This window comes from Azoarcus olearius (assembly GCF_001682385.1).
GTDB classification, from domain to species: domain Bacteria; phylum Pseudomonadota; class Gammaproteobacteria; order Burkholderiales; family Rhodocyclaceae; genus Azoarcus; species Azoarcus olearius.
In genome coordinates, this window is sequence record NZ_CP016210.1 from 3,972,805 (window position 1) to 3,989,616 (window position 16,812).

Genomic DNA, 16,812 nt, shown 5'->3' on the forward strand with positions numbered 1-16,812 from the left:
GGAGAGGTGACGCGGGCGCAGCCCGGTGCCCGTCGCGGGCGGCCGCATTGTAAACGGCCTCCGCCGGCATTCAGCCCCGGGAGGCGTCCAGCTTGTCCTGCGTGCGCAGGTCGAAATCGCTGGCGGCGTGGCGTTCGTGCAACTGCCCCGCGGGATCGCCCCAGGTGCGGTTCACCATGCGGCCGCGCGCCACCGCAGGCCGCAGCGCCACTTCGTCCGCCCAGCGCAGCAGGTTGCGGTAGTGCTGTGCATCCAGGAACTCGGCGGCACCGTACACCTCGTTGCGCACCAGCGCGCCATACCAGGGCCAGATGGCGATGTCGGCAATGGTGTAGGCGTCGCCCGCGACGTAGCGGTGTCGCGCAAGCTGGCGGTCGAGCACGTCGAGCTGGCGCTTGGTCTCCATCGCGTAGCGGTTGATCGGGTATTCGTACTTCTCCGGCGCATACACGTAGAAGTGGCCGAAACCGCCGCCGACGAAGGGCGCGCTGCCCATCTGCCAGAACAGCCACGACAGGCACTCGGTGCGCTGGGCGAGGTCGCGCGGCAGGAAGGCGCCGAACTTTTCCGCGAGGTGGAGCAGGATGGCGCCGGATTCGAACACGCGCAGCGGCGGATCGAGGCTGCGATCGACCAGCGCCGGAATCTTGGAATTGGGATTGACCGCGACGAAGCCGCTGCCGAACTGGTCGCCGTCGTTGATCCGGATCGGCCAGGCGTCGTACTCGGCGCCCGCATAGCCGGCGGCCAGCAGCTCCTCCAGCAGGATGGTGACCTTGGCGCCGTTGGGGGTGGCGAGCGAGTAGAGCTGCAGCGGATGCTGCCCCACCGGCAAGGCGCGCTCGTGGGTGGAGCCGGCCACCGGACGGTTGATCGACGCAAAGCTGCCGCCGCTGGGCGCCTCCCAGGTCCACACCTTGGGGGGCGTATAGCTTGGATTGCTCATCGTTGGCTCCTCGTCAGGGGTCGGCAGCGGTCGTCTGCCGCCGCTTCGTCCCGCAAGTATCGCCCAGCCAAAAGAAAAACGGCCTCCGCAGGGAGGCCGTTTTGCAGCGATGCCGGAAACGCGATCAGGCGCGCTTGCGACGGGCGAAAGCGAGGCCGAGCGTGGCAAGGCCGAGCAGGCCGAGCGCACCGGGTTCCGGCACCGTGGTGATGCCGAAGGACGGGTCGCGCGCCCACAGGCTGACGTGCGACAGCCCCTTGCCCAGCGTCTTCGAGATGTCGAAGGTGCCGCCGAAGTGCAGCGGGGTCATGTCGGCGGTCGGGTGCTCGATGCCGAACTGGGCCGCGGTGAAGTCGTAGGCGGCGAACGCGGTGGATTGCTTGAAGATCAGGGCGAACTGGTCGAAGTAGTTCTTGCCCAGGATGTCGAAAGCACGCTTCGCGACGTCCGGATCCGGGGTGAACGCCCAGGTGCCGGTGCCGTCGCCATTGCTCTTCACGGTGAAGAAGCTGGCCCAGACGATGCTGTCGTCACCGCCGATCAGCATCGGCTTGAAGGTGCCGGAGCCATCCTTCGCGAAGTCGATGCGGCCGAGCATGATCCAGCCCGGGTCGTCCACCTCGCCGTCCTTGTCGAGATCCGACAGCGGGTAGGTGTCGCTGATGAAGGCGCCGCCCGGGAACAGGACGCCGCCACCCTGGCCGCCCTGCTGAGGTGCGCCGTTGAGCAGGCCGTCGCCCGCGTAGCCGAGATTTCCGTCGGCCTCCTGGGACGGCTTCGGCATGTCGTTGCCCGCAAAACCGCCCGCGCAATCGAACGAGTTGATCGGCGAAGGCAGGTTGGGCTTGGTGATGTCCGAGGTGGTGTCGGTCGACAGCAGCACCGTGGTCACCTTCACGTCGCTGGTGCTACACGTGGTGAAGCCCGCATGCGCCGCGGAATACGGGAGGGCACCGAGCAGGGCGACGGTGGAGGCCATCGCGAGGAGCTTGTTTTTCATCTGACTATTTCCTGTGGTCCGTGACGTAGTTCTTCGTTTGCAGACTGGACTTTGTGGTTATGCCGAAAGATATATGTCGAAGCTAAATCCGGGGTCACATAAAGCATCAACCGTGCCTGAATTTTTTTCTGCTTTGTAAGCAGACGCTTGCAAATTTTGCTTACAAGTTGAGGCTCTCAACTGTAAAAAATGCCGACACAGGACGGCCGCGCTGCGCAGTCCATACGCGTTCGTATGGAAGCTACGTATAATCCTTATCCGGAGATACACAACATCTATAAGCAAGGAGAGGAAGAGGATGAGCCCGCAAGATCTTTACGCCAGCAAACGCATGACCGCGGCCGACGCAGCCGGCCTGATCCGCGACGGCGACACGGTGGTGGTGCCCACTGGCGTCGGCGAGCCGCCCGCGCTGCTGCATGCGCTGTCGGAACGCCGTCAGTCGCTCAACGGTGTGGTGGTCAGCCAGATCCTGCCGCTGCGCAAGTACGCGTACTACGACGCCGGCACGGTGGCCAACGTCCGCCACAGCGCCTACTTCTACGGCGGCGCCTCGCGCCCGGGCGGCCAGGAAGGCTGGGTGGATTTCGTCCCCAACTACTTCTCCGAACTGCCGCTGCTGATCGACCGCGGCCTGACCCCGGCCGACGTCGTCGTGTCGATGGCCTCGCCGATGGACGATCACGGTTATTTCTCGCTGTCGCTGGCGCCGGACTACACCATGGCGGCGGTGAAGAAGGCGCGGGTGATCCTGCTGGAAGTGAATCCCAACGTGCCCTTCGCCTTCGGCGACTGCCATGTGCACATCTCGCAGGTCTCCGGCCTGGTGGAGAGCGATGAAGCGCTGTTCGAAGTCGGCCTGCCCAAGATCGGTCCGGTGCAGGAAGCGATCGGCAAGTACGTCGCCGACCTCATCGACGACGGCGCCACGCTGCAGATCGGCTACGGCGGCATTCCCGACGCGGTGGTGATGCAGTTGCAGCACAAGCACGACCTCGGCATCCACACCGAGATGATCGGCGACGGCATCCTGTCGCTGATCGAATCCGGCGCGGTGAACAACAGCCGCAAGAACTTCATGCCCGGCAAGATGGTGGCGACCTTCGCGCTCGGCTCGCGCAAGCTCTACCGCCACCTGCACCGCAATCCGGCGCTGGAGATGCACCCGGTCGATTTCACCAACGATCCCTACATCGCCGCGCGCAACGACAACCTGTGCGCGATCAACGCCACGCTGCAGATCGACCTGCTGGGCCAGTGCGGTTCGGAAAGCCTCGGCTCCACGCCCTACTCCGGCACCGGCGGCCAGGTGGATTTCGTGCGCGCGGCCAACCGCTCCAAGGGCGGCAAGGCCTTCATCGTGCTGCCGTCCACCGCCAAAGACGACACCATCTCGCGCATCGTGCCGACGCTCACCGCCGGCACCCACGTCACCACCGGCAAGAACGACATCAACTACGTCGTCACCGAGTACGGCGTGGCGCAGCTGCGCGGCAAGAGCGCCAAGCAGCGCGCCGAGGCGTTGATCGCGATCGCCCACCCCGACTTCCGCGCCGAGCTGCGCGAGCAGGCGCGCCGCATCAAGCTGCTGTAAGCGGCACCGACACCCGCAGTAGACTGTCGCCTTCGCTGGCCACCCTACTGCGGGCGTCTCCATGTCCTACGGCATCACCGATCCGCTCACCTTCCTGCTCGGCACCATCTTCATCGTGCTGCTGCCGGGGCCGAACTCGCTCTACGTGATGTCGGTCGCCTCGCGCCACGGCATTGCCGCCGGCTACCGCGGCGCGTTCGGCATCTTCGTCGGCGATACGGTGCTGATGCTGCTGTCGGCCACCGGCATGGCCTCGCTGCTGCACACCACGCCGGCGCTGTTCATGGTGGTGAAGTACGCCGGCGCGGGCTATCTCGCCTGGCTCGGCATCGGCCTGCTGCGCGCCGCCATTGCCGGCTGGCGGCAACGGGCGGCGCAGTCCGGCAGCACGGCGGCCACGCCGGTGCCCGACGCCGCCCGCCCCTTCCGCACCGCGCTGCTGATCAGCCTGTTGAATCCGAAGGCGATCCTGTTCTTCGTGTCCTTCTTCGTGCAGTTCGTCGATCCGGGCTACGCTTGGCCCGCGCTCACCTTCCTGATCCTCGGCGTGATCGTGCAGGTCTGCAGCATCGCCTACCTGTCTGCGCTGATTTTCGGCGGCGCCCGCCTGGCCGAGTTGTTCCGCCGTCGCCAACGGCTGGCGGCCGCGGCAACCGGCAGCGTGGGCGGCCTCTTCATCGGCTTCAGCGCCAAGCTCGCCAACGCAACGCTGGGCTGAGATTCAGTCCCCGCCGAGATAGCGCGCCTCGAGGTGGGCGCGGAAATGCGCCGGATTGAGCGCTTCGCCGCTCGCGCGCCGTACCAGTTCCGGGGTTTCCCAGCGGCTCGCCTGCGACCAGATGTTGTCGTTCAGCCAGCCGAACACCGGGGCGAAATCGCCCTGCGCGATCCGTCCATCGACATCCGGCTGAACCCGGCGCAGCGTGGCAAACCACTGCGCGGCGTACATCGCACCCAAGGTGTAGCTCGGGAAGTAGCCGAAGGCACCGTCGGTCCAGTGCACGTCCTGCAGGCAGCCGTCGGCGTAGTTGCCGCGGGTGTCGAGGCCGAGCAGGGCCTGCATCTTCTCGTCCCACAGCGCCGGAATGTCCTCCGCCTCGATCTCGCCTTCGATCAGCGCGCGCTCGATCTCGAAGCGCAGGATGACATGCGCCGGATAGGTCACCTCGTCCGCCGCGATGCGGATGTAGCCCGGCTTCACACGGGTGAACAGCCGGTACAGGTTGTCCGCGTCGAAGGCGGGCTGGTCGCCGAAATGCTCGCGCAGCAAGGGCGCCAGCAGGCCGACGAAGCCACGGCTGCGCGCCAGCTGCATCTCGAACGACAGGCTCTGGCTCTCGTGGATGCCGTAGGAGCGCGCCAGCCCGAGCGGCTGCCCGCACCAGGCGCGCGGCAGGTTCTGCTCGTAGCGGGCGTGGCCGGTTTCGTGGATGGTGCCGAGCAGCGCGCGGGTGAAATCGTCCTCGTGATAACGGGTGGTGAGGCGCACGTCCTCGGGTACGCCGCCAGAAAAGGGATGGGCACTCTCGTCCAGCCGGCCGCCGTCGAAGTCGAAACCCAGCATCCGCATCACCGCGACGCTCAGCGCGCGCTGTGCCGCCACCGGAAAAGGCCCGACCGGGGCGATCACCGGCTCGGCGCGCTGCTTCTCGCCCACCCGCGCGATCAGCCCGGGCAGCCAGCTGCGCACCTCACCGAAAATGCGCTCGATCTCCGCCGCACGCATGCCGGGTTCGAAGCGGTCCATCAGCGCGTCATAGGGCGACAAGCCGGTGTGCCCGGACAGCAGCCGCGCCTCCTCGCGCGACAGGCGCACCACCTCGCGGAAGTTCACCAGAAAGCCCGTCCAGTCGTTGGCCGGGCGCTGGCTGCGCCAGGCGTGCTCGCAGCGCGCGCCGGCCAGCGACCTGGCTTCCACCAGCGCTTCCGGCAACGCGTTGGCGTCCTGCCAGTTGCGCCGAATCTCGCGCAGGTTGGCGCGCTCGACGTCGTCCAATGGCTCCGCTTCCGCGGCGGCGATCAGCTCGGCCAGGCGCGGATCGGTGCGGCCGCGGTGGATCAGCGCCTGCAGCTCGGCCTCGGCCGCGGCGCGGGCTTCATTGCCCTTGGGCGGCATCATCGCGTTGCGGTCCCAGCCCACGATGGAAGCGAGGTGGTCGTAGCGGTAGAGGCGGAGGTAGTGGCGCGTGAGTTCGGCGTAAGCGGTGTGCATGTCTGAAGTCCGGGCTCGATTGAAGTTGTCTGAGTAATGGTAGGCCGATGCAGCCACGGAATACGACTCCTGGCCGGGCTGGCAAACCTGTCGCCCCGTTTTTCATCCGAGAGTACAATGCCGAGTTATTCATTTGACATACACCAAGGAGCATTGGATGAATACTCACATGGCCACCGTAGCGCGCATCCTTGCGGCGGCGATTGCCTTGCAGGCACTACCTGCCGCCGCCTTCTTCATGACGGGGCTCAGGGGGCCCGACTCGCCTTCCGAAGCGCCCTCCTACTATTCCGGGGTGTCGCTGCTTTTCACGATCCTTCTTTCGGCCGAACTCTCCGACCAAGGCTGGTGCGGACTCTCGGACGCACTGGTCGACTTGGTCAGGACGGAGCAGAGCAGAACCACGGTCCATTTAAGAAACAAGGCCAACGATGCGATGCTCGCGCTGGAGATCCCCAACGAGGCGCTGGAGGGCAAGGAAATCCGGGTCGGCGACGCCGCCGAGGTGGTGCCACAGCCAGCCGGACTGATCGTCAAAATGACAGAGGCGAAGTTGGCGTTTTTCGTCGCGCTCCCCGACTCCTCCGACCTCCTCCACAGCCAACGTATTGGCGTTGTCCAATGAAGGGCCTTCGATCCGCGCTGCTGATCGCCGCGGTCGCGCTGAGTGCCGCCGCTGACGCGGGCCAACGCTGCGTCCCCCTGACCAACGTGGAGGTGCTATCGAAAGCCTTCACCCTCGCCCAGCTTGCCCGCACCGAACTCGACAAGACCGACGCCCGCGTGGTGCTGCTTGCCCGCATCGGCCAGGATCTGTCCGATTACGGCCTCACCTGGTCGCACGCCGGCTTCGCGGTGCGCGACCATCCGCGCGGGCGCTGGTCGGTGGTGCATGAACTCAACCTGTGCGGCACCGCGACCTCGGCCGTCCATGTGCAGGGGCTGGCGAACTTCTACGGCGACGACCTGTTTGCCTATCGCAGCGTGGCCTACCGGCTGCCGGCAGAACTGGAAACGCGGCTGCTGCCGGTGCTGACCACCGAAGCGGCGCTGATGACCCATGGCGCGGAATACCGGCTGACGGCATATCCGTTCTCGTCGAAATACCAGAACAGCAACGGCTGGATCATCGAAACCCTGGCGGTGGCGATGGCGCCGGAGGGCGCGGTGGTGTCGCGCGACACCGCGCAAAGCTGGCTGCGCAGCGCCGGCTACAGGCCGACCACGCTCGATATCGGCTGGCTGAAGCGACTGGGCGGCCGGGTGCTGAAGGACATCGTCTCGTTCGACGACCATCCACCCGCGCAGCGCTGGCGCGGGCAGATCGAGGTGGCGACGGTGGATTCGATCTTCGGCTTCCTGCAGGCGCGGCTGGACCCGGCGCGCAGCGGGCCGGACCCGCTGCTGCACTTCGGCCTGCCGGACGCCGAAGCGACAGCTGCGCCTTAGACGGCCTGCGGGGTGCAGGAGAAAAGATCGCCCATCTTCTCGCCCAACCGGATCGCCTTTTCCGGCGCCCACTCCGCATTGAAGCGGAGGCAATCCTGCGGGAACAGCATCACCACGGTGGAGCCGAGCAGGAAACGGCCCATCTCCTCGCCCTGCCCCAGCACCACCTGGCCTTCCGGGTAGCGCCAGTCGCGGATCATGCCCGGGCGGGGGGAATTGACCACGCCGTGCCACACCGTGGCCATGCTGCCGACGATGGTGGCGCCGACCAGCACCATCACGAAGGGACCGTGTTCGCCGTCGAACACGCACACCACCCGCTCGTTGCGGGCGAAGAGGCCGGGCACGCCGCGCGCGGTGGTGGGATTAACCGAGAACAGCTCGCCCGGCACATGGATCATCCGCGTCAGCCGCCCCGCGCAAGGCATGTGGATACGGTGGTAGTCGCGCGGGCTGAGGTAGAGGGTGGCGAAGTGGCCATGGTCGAAATGCGTCGCCAGCTCGCGGTCGCCGCCCAGCAGCGCCGTGGTGGTGTAGCGGTGGCCCTTGGCCTGGAAGATCTGGTCGCGCTCGATCGCACCGAACTGGCTGATCGCGCCGTCCACCGGGCAGATGAAATCCGCCTGCGCCAGCGGACGCGCACCGGCGCGCAGCGGGCGGGTGAAGAACTCGTTGAAGCTCGCGTAAGCGGCCGGGTCCGGATTCTCGGCCTCGCTCATGTCCACCCCGTAACGGGCGATGAACCAGCGGATCACCGCGGTGGTGAGCGAGCCGGCGCGGGCGCCGGCAAGTCTGCCCATGAACAGGGTCAGGCGCTGCTTGGGCAGCAGGTACTGCGGCAGGACGGCGAGTCGGTCGGACACCTTGCGGGCTCTCGGGCTGGACGAAGCGGCGGATTATAGCGGCGATGCGGCCCGCATCCGGGCGCATCCGCAGGTGGGAGCGCGCCGCACCCCGCGCGGTTCCCCGCCCCCCGCCTCAGCCGGCGCCGAACAGGCGCGCCACCGCGACCGGATTGGACGGGAAGTAGAAATGCACGTACGAGGCGGTGACCGCAGCGCGGCGGTAGATCGCTTCACCCTCGCCGCCATCGGGGCGCCGCGCTCGCAGCAGCGGCGCAAGCGGCGTCTCGCTCTTCGAATAATGGAAGGTGTGGCCGCTGAGCCGCCCTTCCGGCAGCTCGGCTTCCTGCATGCCGAGCGCGGCGAGCCGCTTCTGCATCACCGCGCGTCCCGGCAGCAGTCCGCCGAAGCGGTGCTCGGCGCCGGCCTTGTCCACCACCGCCTCGAACAGGCTCATCATGCCGCCGCATTCGGCCAGCAGCGGCCGGCCAGCGTCGGCGTGCGCGCGCAGGACGGACCAGAAGCCGGTGTTGGCGGCGAGCGCCGCGCCATGCAGTTCGGGATAGCCGCCCGGCAGCCAGACCGCGTCGCAGGCCGGCAGCGGATCGCCGGCAAGCGGCGAGAAGAAGGCCAGCTCGGCGCCCAGCCCGCGCAGCGTGTCGACATTGGCCGGGTAGATGAAGCCGTAGGCGGCGTCGCGCGCAATGGCGATGCGGCGCCCCGCGAGCAGCGGCGGAAGCGCTTCCGCCGGGACGGACGGAAACTCGACCGCGGCCGGCAGCTCGGCGGCGCCGGTGCGCGCCAGGCTGTCGGCCATGCGATCGAGCCGGGTTCCGAGGTCGTCGATCTCGGCTGCCTGCATCAGGCCGAGATGGCGTTCGGGCAGCGCCGCCTCCGCATCGCGCAGCACCGCGCCGAACCAGCGCATGCCGTCCGGCAAGGCCGCGCGCAGGATGTCGGCGTGGCGCTCGCTGCCTACGTGATTGGCAAGCACGCCGGCAAACGGCAGGCCGGCGCGGAAGGTGGCCAGCCCGTGTGCGATCGCGCCGAAGGTCTGCGCCATCGCGCGCGCGTCGATCACCGCCATCACCGGAATGCCGAAGCGGCAGGCGATGTCCGCGCCAGAGGGTGCGCCGTCGTAGAGGCCCATGACACCTTCGACCAGGATCAGGTCGGCCTCGCCCGCCGCGGCGTAGAGCCGCGCCGCGATGTCGGCCTCGCCGCACATGCCGAGATCGACGTTGTACACCGGCGCCCCGCTCGCCACCGCGTGGATCTGCGGGTCGAGGAAGTCCGGCCCGCACTTGAACACCCGCACGCGGCGCCCGAGCCGGGTGTGCAGCCGGGCAAGCGCCGCGGTGACCGTGGTCTTGCCCTGGCCCGAGGCCGGCGCGGCGACCAACAGCGCGGGGCAGCGGCGTGCGGCGCTCAACACGCGTCCCCGCGCCCGGCCGCGGCGTCGCCGTCGAGGCCCTCCGCGACCTGCCCGGCATGCACCGCGCTGCAGCCGGCATGCGCCAGATGCGGTTCGCCTTCGGGCGGCGCGGCGGAAAACCACGCGAGGCGCGGGTACAGCCCGACAACGTCACCGACGATGGTCAGCGCGGGCGGACGGATGCCGGCCTCGGTCACGCGCGCGGGCAGGGTCATCAGGTCCGCGGTCACCACGCGCTGCGCCGCGGTGGTACCGCGCTCGATGACGCCGGCCGGCGTGGTGGCCGGCAGGCCATGGGCGACGAGTTGCGCGCAGATCTCGGCCAGCCGCGAAATGCCCATGTAGATCACCAGCGTCTGCCCGCGCCGCGCCAGCATCGGCCAGTCGAGATCGAGCGCACCGTCCTTCAGGAAGCCGGTGGTGAACACGACGGACTGCGCATGTTCGCGGTGCGTCAGCGGTATGCCGGCGTAGGCGGCGATGCCGGCCGCCGCGGTGACGCCCGGCACCACCTCCACGGTCACGCCAGCGGCCACCAGCACCTCCATCTCCTCGCCGCCACGGCCGAAGATGAAGGGGTCGCCGCCCTTCAGCCGCACCACCCGCTTGCCCTCGCCGGCAAGCTTCACCAGCAGCTGGTTGATCTCGTCCTGCGGCAGGGTGTGGTCGGCCGCCTTCTTGCCCACGTAGATGCGTTCCGCGCGGGCCGGCGCGAGGTCGATGATCGCCGGGCTGACGAGGTTGTCATAAACCACGACGTCGGCGCCCTCGACCAGGCGCGCACCGCGCAGCGTCAGCAGTTCCGGATCGCCGGGGCCGGCGCCGACCAGGTAGACATGACCCGGCAACGGGCCGGGGCGCGGATTGCGCAGGCGGGAATGCGTCATCGCGTCACCACTCCATGCCGGGCATCGCCTTCACCCCGGCGGCAAAGGCATGCTTGACCGGCGTCATGTCGGTCACGGTGTCGGCCGCGGCCACCAGTTCGGGCGGCGCGGCGCGACCGGTAACGACCACGTGCTGCATCGTCGGCCGCGCCAGCAGGTCGGCGAGCACGGTGTCGATTTCAAGATAGCGGTACTTCAGCGCGATGTTCAGCTCGTCCAGCACGACCAACGCGATTTCGGGGTCGCGCAGGAAGCCGCGCGCCCGCTCCCACGCGGCGGCGGCGGCGGCGACATCGCGCGCGCGGTCCTGCGTTTCCCAGGTGAAACCCTCGCCCATCACGTGCCAGCTCACGCCCGGCAGGCCGCCGAGCACCTTTTCCTCGCCGGTGTCGCCGCGGCTCTTGATGAACTGCACCACGCCCACCTTCATGCCATGACCCAGCGCGCGCACCACCAGGCCGAACGCGGCCGAGCTCTTGCCCTTGCCGTTGCCGGTATTGACCAGCAGCACGCCGCGCTCGGCCTGGGCGGCGGCGATCTTCTCGTCCACCACGGTTTTCTTGCGTTGCATGCGTTCGTTGTGGCGCGTATCGCGATCGGATGTCGTCATGGTCTGGGCGGACAAGAAATGGGGCCGGCGCTGCTGCCGCGGCTTACTCGGGGATGAAATGGGGGCGGCCGCCGCCGGCGTCGATGCAGCGCAGCGGATGGCCGAAGGCGTGGCTGAGCAGATCCGCGCGCAGCACGCTGTCGCGGTCGCCGGCATGCACGCCGCCGCGGCCGTCGAGCAGGATCACGTGGTCGGCGAAGCGCGCGGCGAGGTTGATGTCATGCAGCACCATCACCACCCCGCGCCCGCTGTCGGCCAGCGCGCGAAAACGTTCGAGCACGGCGATCTGGTAGCGCAGGTCGAGATGGTTGAGCGGCTCGTCGAGCAGGAAAAGCTGCGGCGCCTGCGCCAGCAGGGTGGCCAGCGCCACCCGCTGCCGCTCGCCGCCGGACAGCGTCAGGATGTCGCGCGCGGCCATGTCCGCCATGCCGAACTCCGTCAGCGCGGCGCGTGCGATCGCCTCGTCCTCGGCGCTCTCCCAGCCCCAGCGGCCCAGATGCGGGTGACGGCCGATCAGCACCGTTTCCAGCACGCTGGCGGCGAAGTGGTCCGGCTGCTGCTGCACCAGCAGGCCGCGAAAGCGCGCCGCCTCCGCGGGCGACCAGGCGGCGTAGGGCAGGCCGCCCAGCATCACCGCGCCCACCGTGGGGGGGCGCAGCCCCGCGAGCGTATGCAGCAGCGTGGTCTTGCCGGCGCCGTTGGGGCCGAGCAGCGCAAGGCATTCGCCGGCCTGCAGGCTCAGGCTGAACTCGCAGCACAGCCAGCGCTCGCCGATCCGCAGCGCCAGCCCGTCGGCCTCCAGCAGCGGTGCGGCGGCGGGCGCGGGTGTCGTCGCGGCCATCAACGCGGATGCCTCGCCAGCAGGAACAGGAACACCGGCACCCCGATCAGCGCGGTGAGCACGCCCACCGGCAGCTGCTGCGGCGCCATCACCGTGCGCGCCGCGGTATCGGCCACGGTCAGCAGGACGCCGCCGGCGAACACCGCGGCCGGCAGCAGCAGGCGCTGGTCGTTACCCAGTGCGAGGCGCACCAGGTGGGGCACGATCAGACCGACGAAAGCGACCGAACCCACCAGCGTGACCGCCACCGCGGTGAAGCTGGACGCGAACAGATAGAGCAGCCGGCGCAGGCGATCGACGCGCACGCCGAGCGCGCGCGCATTGAGTTCGCCGCGCGTCAGCACATTGAGGTCGCGCGCCTGCGGCAGCACCAGCAGCAGCCCGACCACCAGCACCACCAGTGCCGGCCACGGCCGCGCTGCGCCGCTGGCGTCACCCATCAGCCAGAACAGCATGGACTGCACACGGGTGTCCGGCGCCAGGGCCAGCATCAGCGTCACCGCGGCGCCGCAGCCGGCGGCAACGATCACGCCGGTGAGCAGCAGCCGCGTCTGGGTCCAGCTGCCGTCACCGTGGGCCAGGCCGAACACCAGCAGCATCGCCGCGAAGGCGCCGACGAAGGCGGCGCCGTCTATCCACAGCGCGGCCGCGCCGAAGCTGATCGCAGCCAGCGCGCCCACCGCGGCGCCGCCCGAGATGCCGAGGATGTAGGGATCGGCGAGCGGGTTGCGCAGCAGCACCTGCATCAGCGCCCCGGCCAGGGCCAGCAGCCCGCCACAGGCGAAGGTGGCCACGGCACGCGGCAGCCGCAGTTCGCGCACCACCTGCGCCGGCATGCCCTCGGCACCGCCGAGCGCGGCCCAGACCTCGGCCGCGGTCACCGGCAGGTCGCCGGCGATGAGCGCCCAGCAGAACGCCGCCAGCGTCGCCGCGAGCAGTCCGCCGGCGCAGATCCATGCGCGCCGCCGCACGCTGCTCATGCGCGGGCCCGCACCAGTCGCGGCAAGGGGCAATCCGACGGCCATGCAGGCTCAGCGCGGCGCGTAGCGGACGGCAATGAAGGCACTGGCACCCGGCGTGCGATATCCCCGTGCAAGCTCGTAGTCCTTGTCGAGGAGGTTGTTGGCGCGCAGCTCCACCTTCCAGTCCGGCGCGACGCGGTAATGGGCATAGGCATTGACCGTGCCGTAGCCGTGCAGCACCGTGGTGTTGGCCGCGTCGTCGTAGCGGCGGCCGGCGCCGTCGATGTCGACGCCCCATTCGAAGCGCTCCAGCGTCTGCGACAGGCGCAGGTAGCCGGTGCGCTGCGCGCGCCGGGGCAGCCGCAGGCCGGTGTCTTCGTCCTTGGCGCTGAGGAAATCGACCCCGGCGCCGAGCTTGAAGTCGCCGAGCGCGAGCAGGTAGCCGAGTTCGACCCCCTTCAGCCGGGCCTCGCCGATATTGATCTGCTGGCCGCGCAGCGCGGGCGTTGGATTGCTGGCGATCAGGTTCTTCACCTTGTTGTCGAAATAGGTCAGCTCGACCATATGGCTGCCCTGGCTCCAACGCAAGCCCAGCTCGCGGTTGAGCGCTTCCTCCGGCTTGAGGTCGGGGTTGCCGTGGTAGCTGGTGAGCGAGGTCATCGGCCAGTAGAGCTGGTTGAAGGTCGGCGCGTTGAACGCGGTGGCGATACTGCCGCGCAGGCGCAGCCCGGCGGCGAGGTCGTAGCCGTAGGCCAGCATCCCGGTGGTCTTGCCGCCGAATTGCGAATTGTCATCGTGACGGGCGTTGAGCTGCAAATGGTGGGCGTCGAGATCGGCGGTCCAGCCGAGCAGCGCGGAATTCACCCGCCGGCTGTCCTCGCGGTAGGCGGTCGAGCTGTCGAGCCTGGTTTCGACGTATTCATAGGCGAGCAGCAGGCGGCCGAGCGGCAGGTCGACGTCGTGCTGCCACATCAGCTGGTCCTGCAGGGTGTTGAAGAAGCTGGGCGCGGCGCTGCTCGCCTTGTTCAGCGACTTGTCCTGGCTCTGGCCGAGGCGCAGCGTGCTGGTCCAGCCACTGGCGAGCTGGTTGCGCATGTACACGCCGACGCTGCGAGCCTTCTTGTCGAGGTAGGAATCGAAGTAGCGCAGCGCCGAGGCGTCGTAGCGGTTGCGTGCATCCGACTGGGTGAAGCTCAGCCCGACCTCGTCGCGCTCGCGGAAACCCAGCGACAGCGCGCCGCTCAACATGTCGTTGCGATAGCCGTCGTCGTCCGCCCAGTACGAGGTGCGGGCGCCGCTGCGCCAGTAGGCCGGATCGCGCTTGGAATTGAAGCCGTCGGTGCGCTCCTTACCGGCGGTGAGGCTGTAGCGCAGGCGGTCGACGCCACCGGCGAGGGTCACCGAACCCTTGAAGGTGTCGTCGGTGCCGTAGCCCACGTAGACCTCGGGATGGAAGCCGGCCTCGCCGCGGCGGGTGAACACCTGGATCACACCGCCGATCGCCTCCGAGCCGTAGAGCGCGCTCGCCGGCCCGCGCAGCACTTCGATGCGCTCGATCATCGCCAGCGGGATGGTTTCGAAGGTAGCGGCGCCGGAGGTCGCCGAGCCGACGCGCACGCCGTCGATCAACAGCAGCGTGTGGCGCGCCTCGGCGCCGCGGATATAGACGTTGGCGTTGGCGCCGGCGCCGCCGTTGGCGGTGACCTGCACGCCGGGCATGGCCCGCAACACCTCGATCAGCGAGGAATGGCCGGCGCGCTCGATGTCGGCGCGTTCGAGCACCTCGACGCTGGCGAGGCTGTCCTCGGCGCGGCGCTGCTGGCGGGTGGCGGTCACGACGACCTCGTCGAGCGCGGCATTGTCAGCGGCAAAAGTGGGCAGGGGAAACAGCGGCGCGGTCGCGGCAAGGGCGAGCGCAAGGGTGGTCAGGCGAAGCGTCATGATCGGTAGGGAACAGGTCGTGGGCGCCCGGCGGCGAAGCACGCCGGGCGTAAAAACGAATGCGGCGACGGCGCGCGCTCAGAACGAGAAGCGGGCGCCCAGCTTCCAGGTGCGTTCGAAACTGACCGGATAGATGCGGTCGTCGCCCACCCACACGCCGTTCTCGTGCTCGAAGAGGTTGCTCACCGCACCGTACAGTTCCACGCCCTTGCCGATGCGATGGCGGTAGGTGAGGTCGGTGGACTGGTATGCGCGCTGCTTCTGCGCGTTGTCGTTGTCGAAGTCGTCGGCCGCCCACGCCTTGCTGCGCCAGGTGTGCGAGAGGTACAGGCTCCCGCCCTCGACCACGTCCACCGCCAGCCCCAGCACCAGGCTGTGGCGCGGCACGCCGGGCAGTTCCTTGCCGTCATAAGCGCCGCCGCCGGCATCGTCGCGGTCGACGATCGAACGCGTCCAGCTGTAGTTCACATGGCCGCTGACAGCAGGCGTGATCTGCCAGCTGTCCTGCAGTTCGAGCCCGTACTTGTGGGAGCGGTCGATGTTGGTGTTGGCGTAGGAAAACGGCTCAAGGAAGATTTCGTTCTTGAGCCGGACATGGAACAGCGACAGCTTGAGCCGGTTGGCCGCGGTGACATGGTTGAGGCCGACGGTCAGCGTCCGGGCGCACGCCGGCTCGATGAAGCCATTGAAGCTGGTGGTGCCGGTCCACCAGTCGAAGCTGAAGAAGCGGTCGATGTCGGGGGCCTGGTAGCCGCTGTTGTAGTTGCCGAACACCGACAGCGCGTCGTCGACGCGGTAGTTGAGGCCGAGGTCCCACGACGCCAGGCGCTCGGTTGCATCCAGGCGGGCGCCGCTGTCGGGCCGGTACTGGTAGCGCACGCGCTCGCCGCGCGCGCCGGCCGACAGCGTCAGCTGTTCGAACACGTACTGGGTCTGCACGAAGAGCGCGGTGTTGCGCTTGGACGTGTCGTCGCTCATGCCCTTGCGCACGCCGTCGAAACGCTGCGCGCCGCCGGTGACCGAGAACTGGTCGCCGCGGTACTGCAGCGAGAACTCGTCGGTCAGATAACGGTAGTCGGACACCCAGCTCGACTGCACGAATTCCGACATGCGCGCTTCGTCGCGATGGTCCACCGAGATCCGCCAGCGCGCGTCGAGGTCGTAGTCCGCTCCCACACCCCAGTCACGGGTGTTGAACTTCTGGTAGGTATAGAGGCTGCCGTTGTTCTGCGCCGGATCGTCCTTGAACTGCGCCAGCGTCAGCGGCCCCATGTAGCGCGAGTCGATGCGCGCCTCGCCGGCGTCCAGCCGCAGGCGGAGTTCGTCCACCGGCTTGGCGCTGCCGCTGACGCGCCAGAGGTCGGCCTGCGAGGCGTCACGATGGCCGGAGGCGTCCTTGTCGGCGGCGCCGTCGTCGGCGCTGCGCTCGGCGCTGGCCGAAATGCTGAAACGCTCGCGCACCAGCCCGGCGCTGAGCACGCCGCCGCGACCGCCGTGGCTGCCGCCGTACAGCTCCACGCTGCCGCCGTCGCGCGGACGGGTGTGGATCTGGATGGTGCCGGCGGTGGCGCCATCGCCGTACATCACCGAGCCGCTGCCCTTGGTGATCTCGATGCGGTCGACGTCCGCGAGCGAAACCGCGCCGAGCAGCTGCGGCACCATGTCGACATTGTTGAGGCGGCGGCCGTCCACGGTGACCACCACGTTCTGGTAGCCGTCGGCGAGGCCATAGCCGCGCATGTTGAGCGACGGCGCAAACCGGTTGCCGAAGTTGGGCAGGACCTGCACCGAGGAATGGCGGGCAAGGTAATCCACCAGATTGCTCGCGCCGGAGCGTTCGATGTCCTCGCGGCGGTGGACCTCGGAGGCGTAGGGCGCCTCGGTATCCTTCAGTTCGACACGGGTGGCGGTCACGATGACCGGGGCGGCAATGCCGGTTTCAGCGGCCTGCTGGGCAAGCGCGGGATGCGGACAGACGAGCGCGCACAGCGGCGCGACGGCGACAAGACGGAACTTCATCGGGGACTCCCGGCGGCCACGGCATGCGTCCCCGCAATCCGTGGTCGATACGCACAAGGACATGCCGGGAGAAG

General features: G+C 68.6%; 15 protein-coding genes. 4 read left to right on the forward strand and 11 right to left on the reverse strand.

Annotated elements, in window-relative coordinates:
- Positions 1-70: 70 nt before the first annotated feature.
- Positions 71-946, reverse strand: a complete 876-nt coding sequence (yghU, locus tag dqs_RS18175) for a glutathione-dependent disulfide-bond oxidoreductase (RefSeq protein ID WP_065341332.1) — start codon at positions 944-946, stop codon at positions 71-73.
- Between the two features lie 124 nt (positions 947-1,070).
- On the reverse strand, positions 1,071-1,946 hold the full coding sequence (locus dqs_RS21045) for a PEP-CTERM sorting domain-containing protein (RefSeq protein WP_065341333.1): 876 nt from the start codon (positions 1,944-1,946) through the stop codon (positions 1,071-1,073).
- A gap of 298 nt (positions 1,947-2,244) precedes the next feature.
- Between dqs_RS21045 and dqs_RS18185 the strand changes: the two genes are divergently transcribed.
- Positions 2,245-3,540: an acetyl-CoA hydrolase/transferase family protein gene (locus tag dqs_RS18185; RefSeq protein ID WP_065341334.1), complete on the forward strand. Its 1,296-nt coding sequence runs from the start codon at positions 2,245-2,247 to the stop codon at positions 3,538-3,540.
- A gap of 61 nt (positions 3,541-3,601) precedes the next feature.
- Positions 3,602-4,258: a leucine efflux protein LeuE gene (gene leuE / locus dqs_RS18190; RefSeq protein WP_065341335.1), complete on the forward strand. Its 657-nt coding sequence runs from the start codon at positions 3,602-3,604 to the stop codon at positions 4,256-4,258.
- Between the two features lie 3 nt (positions 4,259-4,261).
- Here leuE and dqs_RS18195 read toward each other — a convergent pair whose 3' ends face one another.
- On the reverse strand, positions 4,262-5,752 hold the full coding sequence (locus dqs_RS18195) for a carboxypeptidase M32 (RefSeq protein ID WP_065341336.1): 1,491 nt from the start codon (positions 5,750-5,752) through the stop codon (positions 4,262-4,264).
- A 157-nt stretch (positions 5,753-5,909) separates the two neighbouring features.
- Here dqs_RS18195 and dqs_RS18200 point away from each other — a divergent pair, with 157 nt between their 5' ends.
- The gene (locus tag dqs_RS18200) at positions 5,910-6,377 is read left to right on the forward strand and encodes a hypothetical protein (protein WP_041642834.1); all 468 of its coding nucleotides are present in this window, start codon (positions 5,910-5,912) and stop codon (positions 6,375-6,377) included.
- Complete coding sequence (locus tag dqs_RS18205) at positions 6,374-7,201, forward strand: DUF2145 domain-containing protein (protein WP_011767270.1); 828 nt, start codon at positions 6,374-6,376, stop codon at positions 7,199-7,201. Before dqs_RS18200 ends, dqs_RS18205 begins: the two co-directional genes overlap by 4 nt.
- Here the strand turns inward: dqs_RS18205 and asd are convergent.
- From asd to dqs_RS18245, 8 genes are all read right to left on the reverse strand, one after another.
- Positions 7,198-8,064, reverse strand: coding sequence for an archaetidylserine decarboxylase (asd, locus tag dqs_RS18210; RefSeq protein WP_011767271.1), 867 nt, complete (start codon positions 8,062-8,064; stop codon positions 7,198-7,200). The genes dqs_RS18205 and asd overlap by 4 nt on opposite strands.
- 115 nt (positions 8,065-8,179) lie before the next feature.
- A complete protein-coding gene (locus dqs_RS18215) occupies positions 8,180-9,475 on the reverse strand; it encodes a cobyrinate a,c-diamide synthase (RefSeq protein ID WP_065341337.1) in 1,296 nt (431 codons plus the stop codon).
- On the reverse strand, positions 9,472-10,365 hold the full coding sequence (gene cobA / locus dqs_RS18220) for a uroporphyrinogen-III C-methyltransferase (RefSeq protein ID WP_065341338.1): 894 nt from the start codon (positions 10,363-10,365) through the stop codon (positions 9,472-9,474). The genes dqs_RS18215 and cobA overlap by 4 nt, the downstream gene beginning before the upstream one ends.
- A gap of 4 nt (positions 10,366-10,369) precedes the next feature.
- Positions 10,370-10,975, reverse strand: coding sequence for a cob(I)yrinic acid a,c-diamide adenosyltransferase (gene cobO / locus dqs_RS18225; RefSeq protein WP_065341339.1), 606 nt, complete (start codon positions 10,973-10,975; stop codon positions 10,370-10,372).
- Between the two features lie 43 nt (positions 10,976-11,018).
- Entirely contained in the window at positions 11,019-11,816 is a 798-nt protein-coding gene (locus dqs_RS18230; RefSeq protein WP_065341340.1) for an ABC transporter ATP-binding protein, read from the reverse strand.
- Positions 11,816-12,796 (reverse strand): FecCD family ABC transporter permease, encoded by a 981-nt coding sequence (locus tag dqs_RS18235; protein WP_011767276.1) that lies wholly within the window; start codon positions 12,794-12,796, stop codon positions 11,816-11,818. The genes dqs_RS18230 and dqs_RS18235 overlap by 1 nt, the downstream gene beginning before the upstream one ends.
- A gap of 51 nt (positions 12,797-12,847) precedes the next feature.
- Positions 12,848-14,719: a TonB-dependent receptor domain-containing protein gene (locus dqs_RS18240; protein ID WP_065341341.1), complete on the reverse strand. Its 1,872-nt coding sequence runs from the start codon at positions 14,717-14,719 to the stop codon at positions 12,848-12,850.
- A 78-nt stretch (positions 14,720-14,797) separates the two neighbouring features.
- Positions 14,798-16,738, reverse strand: coding sequence for a TonB-dependent receptor (locus dqs_RS18245; protein ID WP_065341342.1), 1,941 nt, complete (start codon positions 16,736-16,738; stop codon positions 14,798-14,800).
- Between the last annotated feature and the right edge of the window lie 74 nt (positions 16,739-16,812).

What these genes read in the sequence shown, in the direction of transcription:
- yghU (WP_065341332.1), bottom strand. Translation starts at nt 946, where the DNA reads ATGAGCAATCCAAGCTATACGCCCCCCAAGGTGTGGACCTGGGAGGCG.
- dqs_RS21045 (WP_065341333.1), bottom strand. Translation starts at nt 1,946, where the DNA reads ATGAAAAACAAGCTCCTCGCGATGGCCTCCACCGTCGCCCTGCTCGGT.
- dqs_RS18185 (WP_065341334.1), top strand. Translation starts at nt 2,245, where the DNA reads ATGAGCCCGCAAGATCTTTACGCCAGCAAACGCATGACCGCGGCCGAC.
- leuE (WP_065341335.1), top strand. Translation starts at nt 3,602, where the DNA reads ATGTCCTACGGCATCACCGATCCGCTCACCTTCCTGCTCGGCACCATC.
- dqs_RS18195 (WP_065341336.1), bottom strand. Translation starts at nt 5,752, where the DNA reads ATGCACACCGCTTACGCCGAACTCACGCGCCACTACCTCCGCCTCTAC.
- dqs_RS18200 (WP_041642834.1), top strand. Translation starts at nt 5,910, where the DNA reads ATGAATACTCACATGGCCACCGTAGCGCGCATCCTTGCGGCGGCGATT.
- dqs_RS18205 (WP_011767270.1), top strand. Translation starts at nt 6,374, where the DNA reads ATGAAGGGCCTTCGATCCGCGCTGCTGATCGCCGCGGTCGCGCTGAGT.
- cobA (WP_065341338.1), bottom strand. Translation starts at nt 10,365, where the DNA reads ATGACGCATTCCCGCCTGCGCAATCCGCGCCCCGGCCCGTTGCCGGGT.
- cobO (WP_065341339.1), bottom strand. Translation starts at nt 10,975, where the DNA reads ATGACGACATCCGATCGCGATACGCGCCACAACGAACGCATGCAACGC.
- dqs_RS18230 (WP_065341340.1), bottom strand. Translation starts at nt 11,816, where the DNA reads ATGGCCGCGACGACACCCGCGCCCGCCGCCGCACCGCTGCTGGAGGCC.
- dqs_RS18235 (WP_011767276.1), bottom strand. Translation starts at nt 12,796, where the DNA reads ATGAGCAGCGTGCGGCGGCGCGCATGGATCTGCGCCGGCGGACTGCTC.
- dqs_RS18240 (WP_065341341.1), bottom strand. Translation starts at nt 14,719, where the DNA reads ATGACGCTTCGCCTGACCACCCTTGCGCTCGCCCTTGCCGCGACCGCG.
- dqs_RS18245 (WP_065341342.1), bottom strand. Translation starts at nt 16,738, where the DNA reads ATGAAGTTCCGTCTTGTCGCCGTCGCGCCGCTGTGCGCGCTCGTCTGT.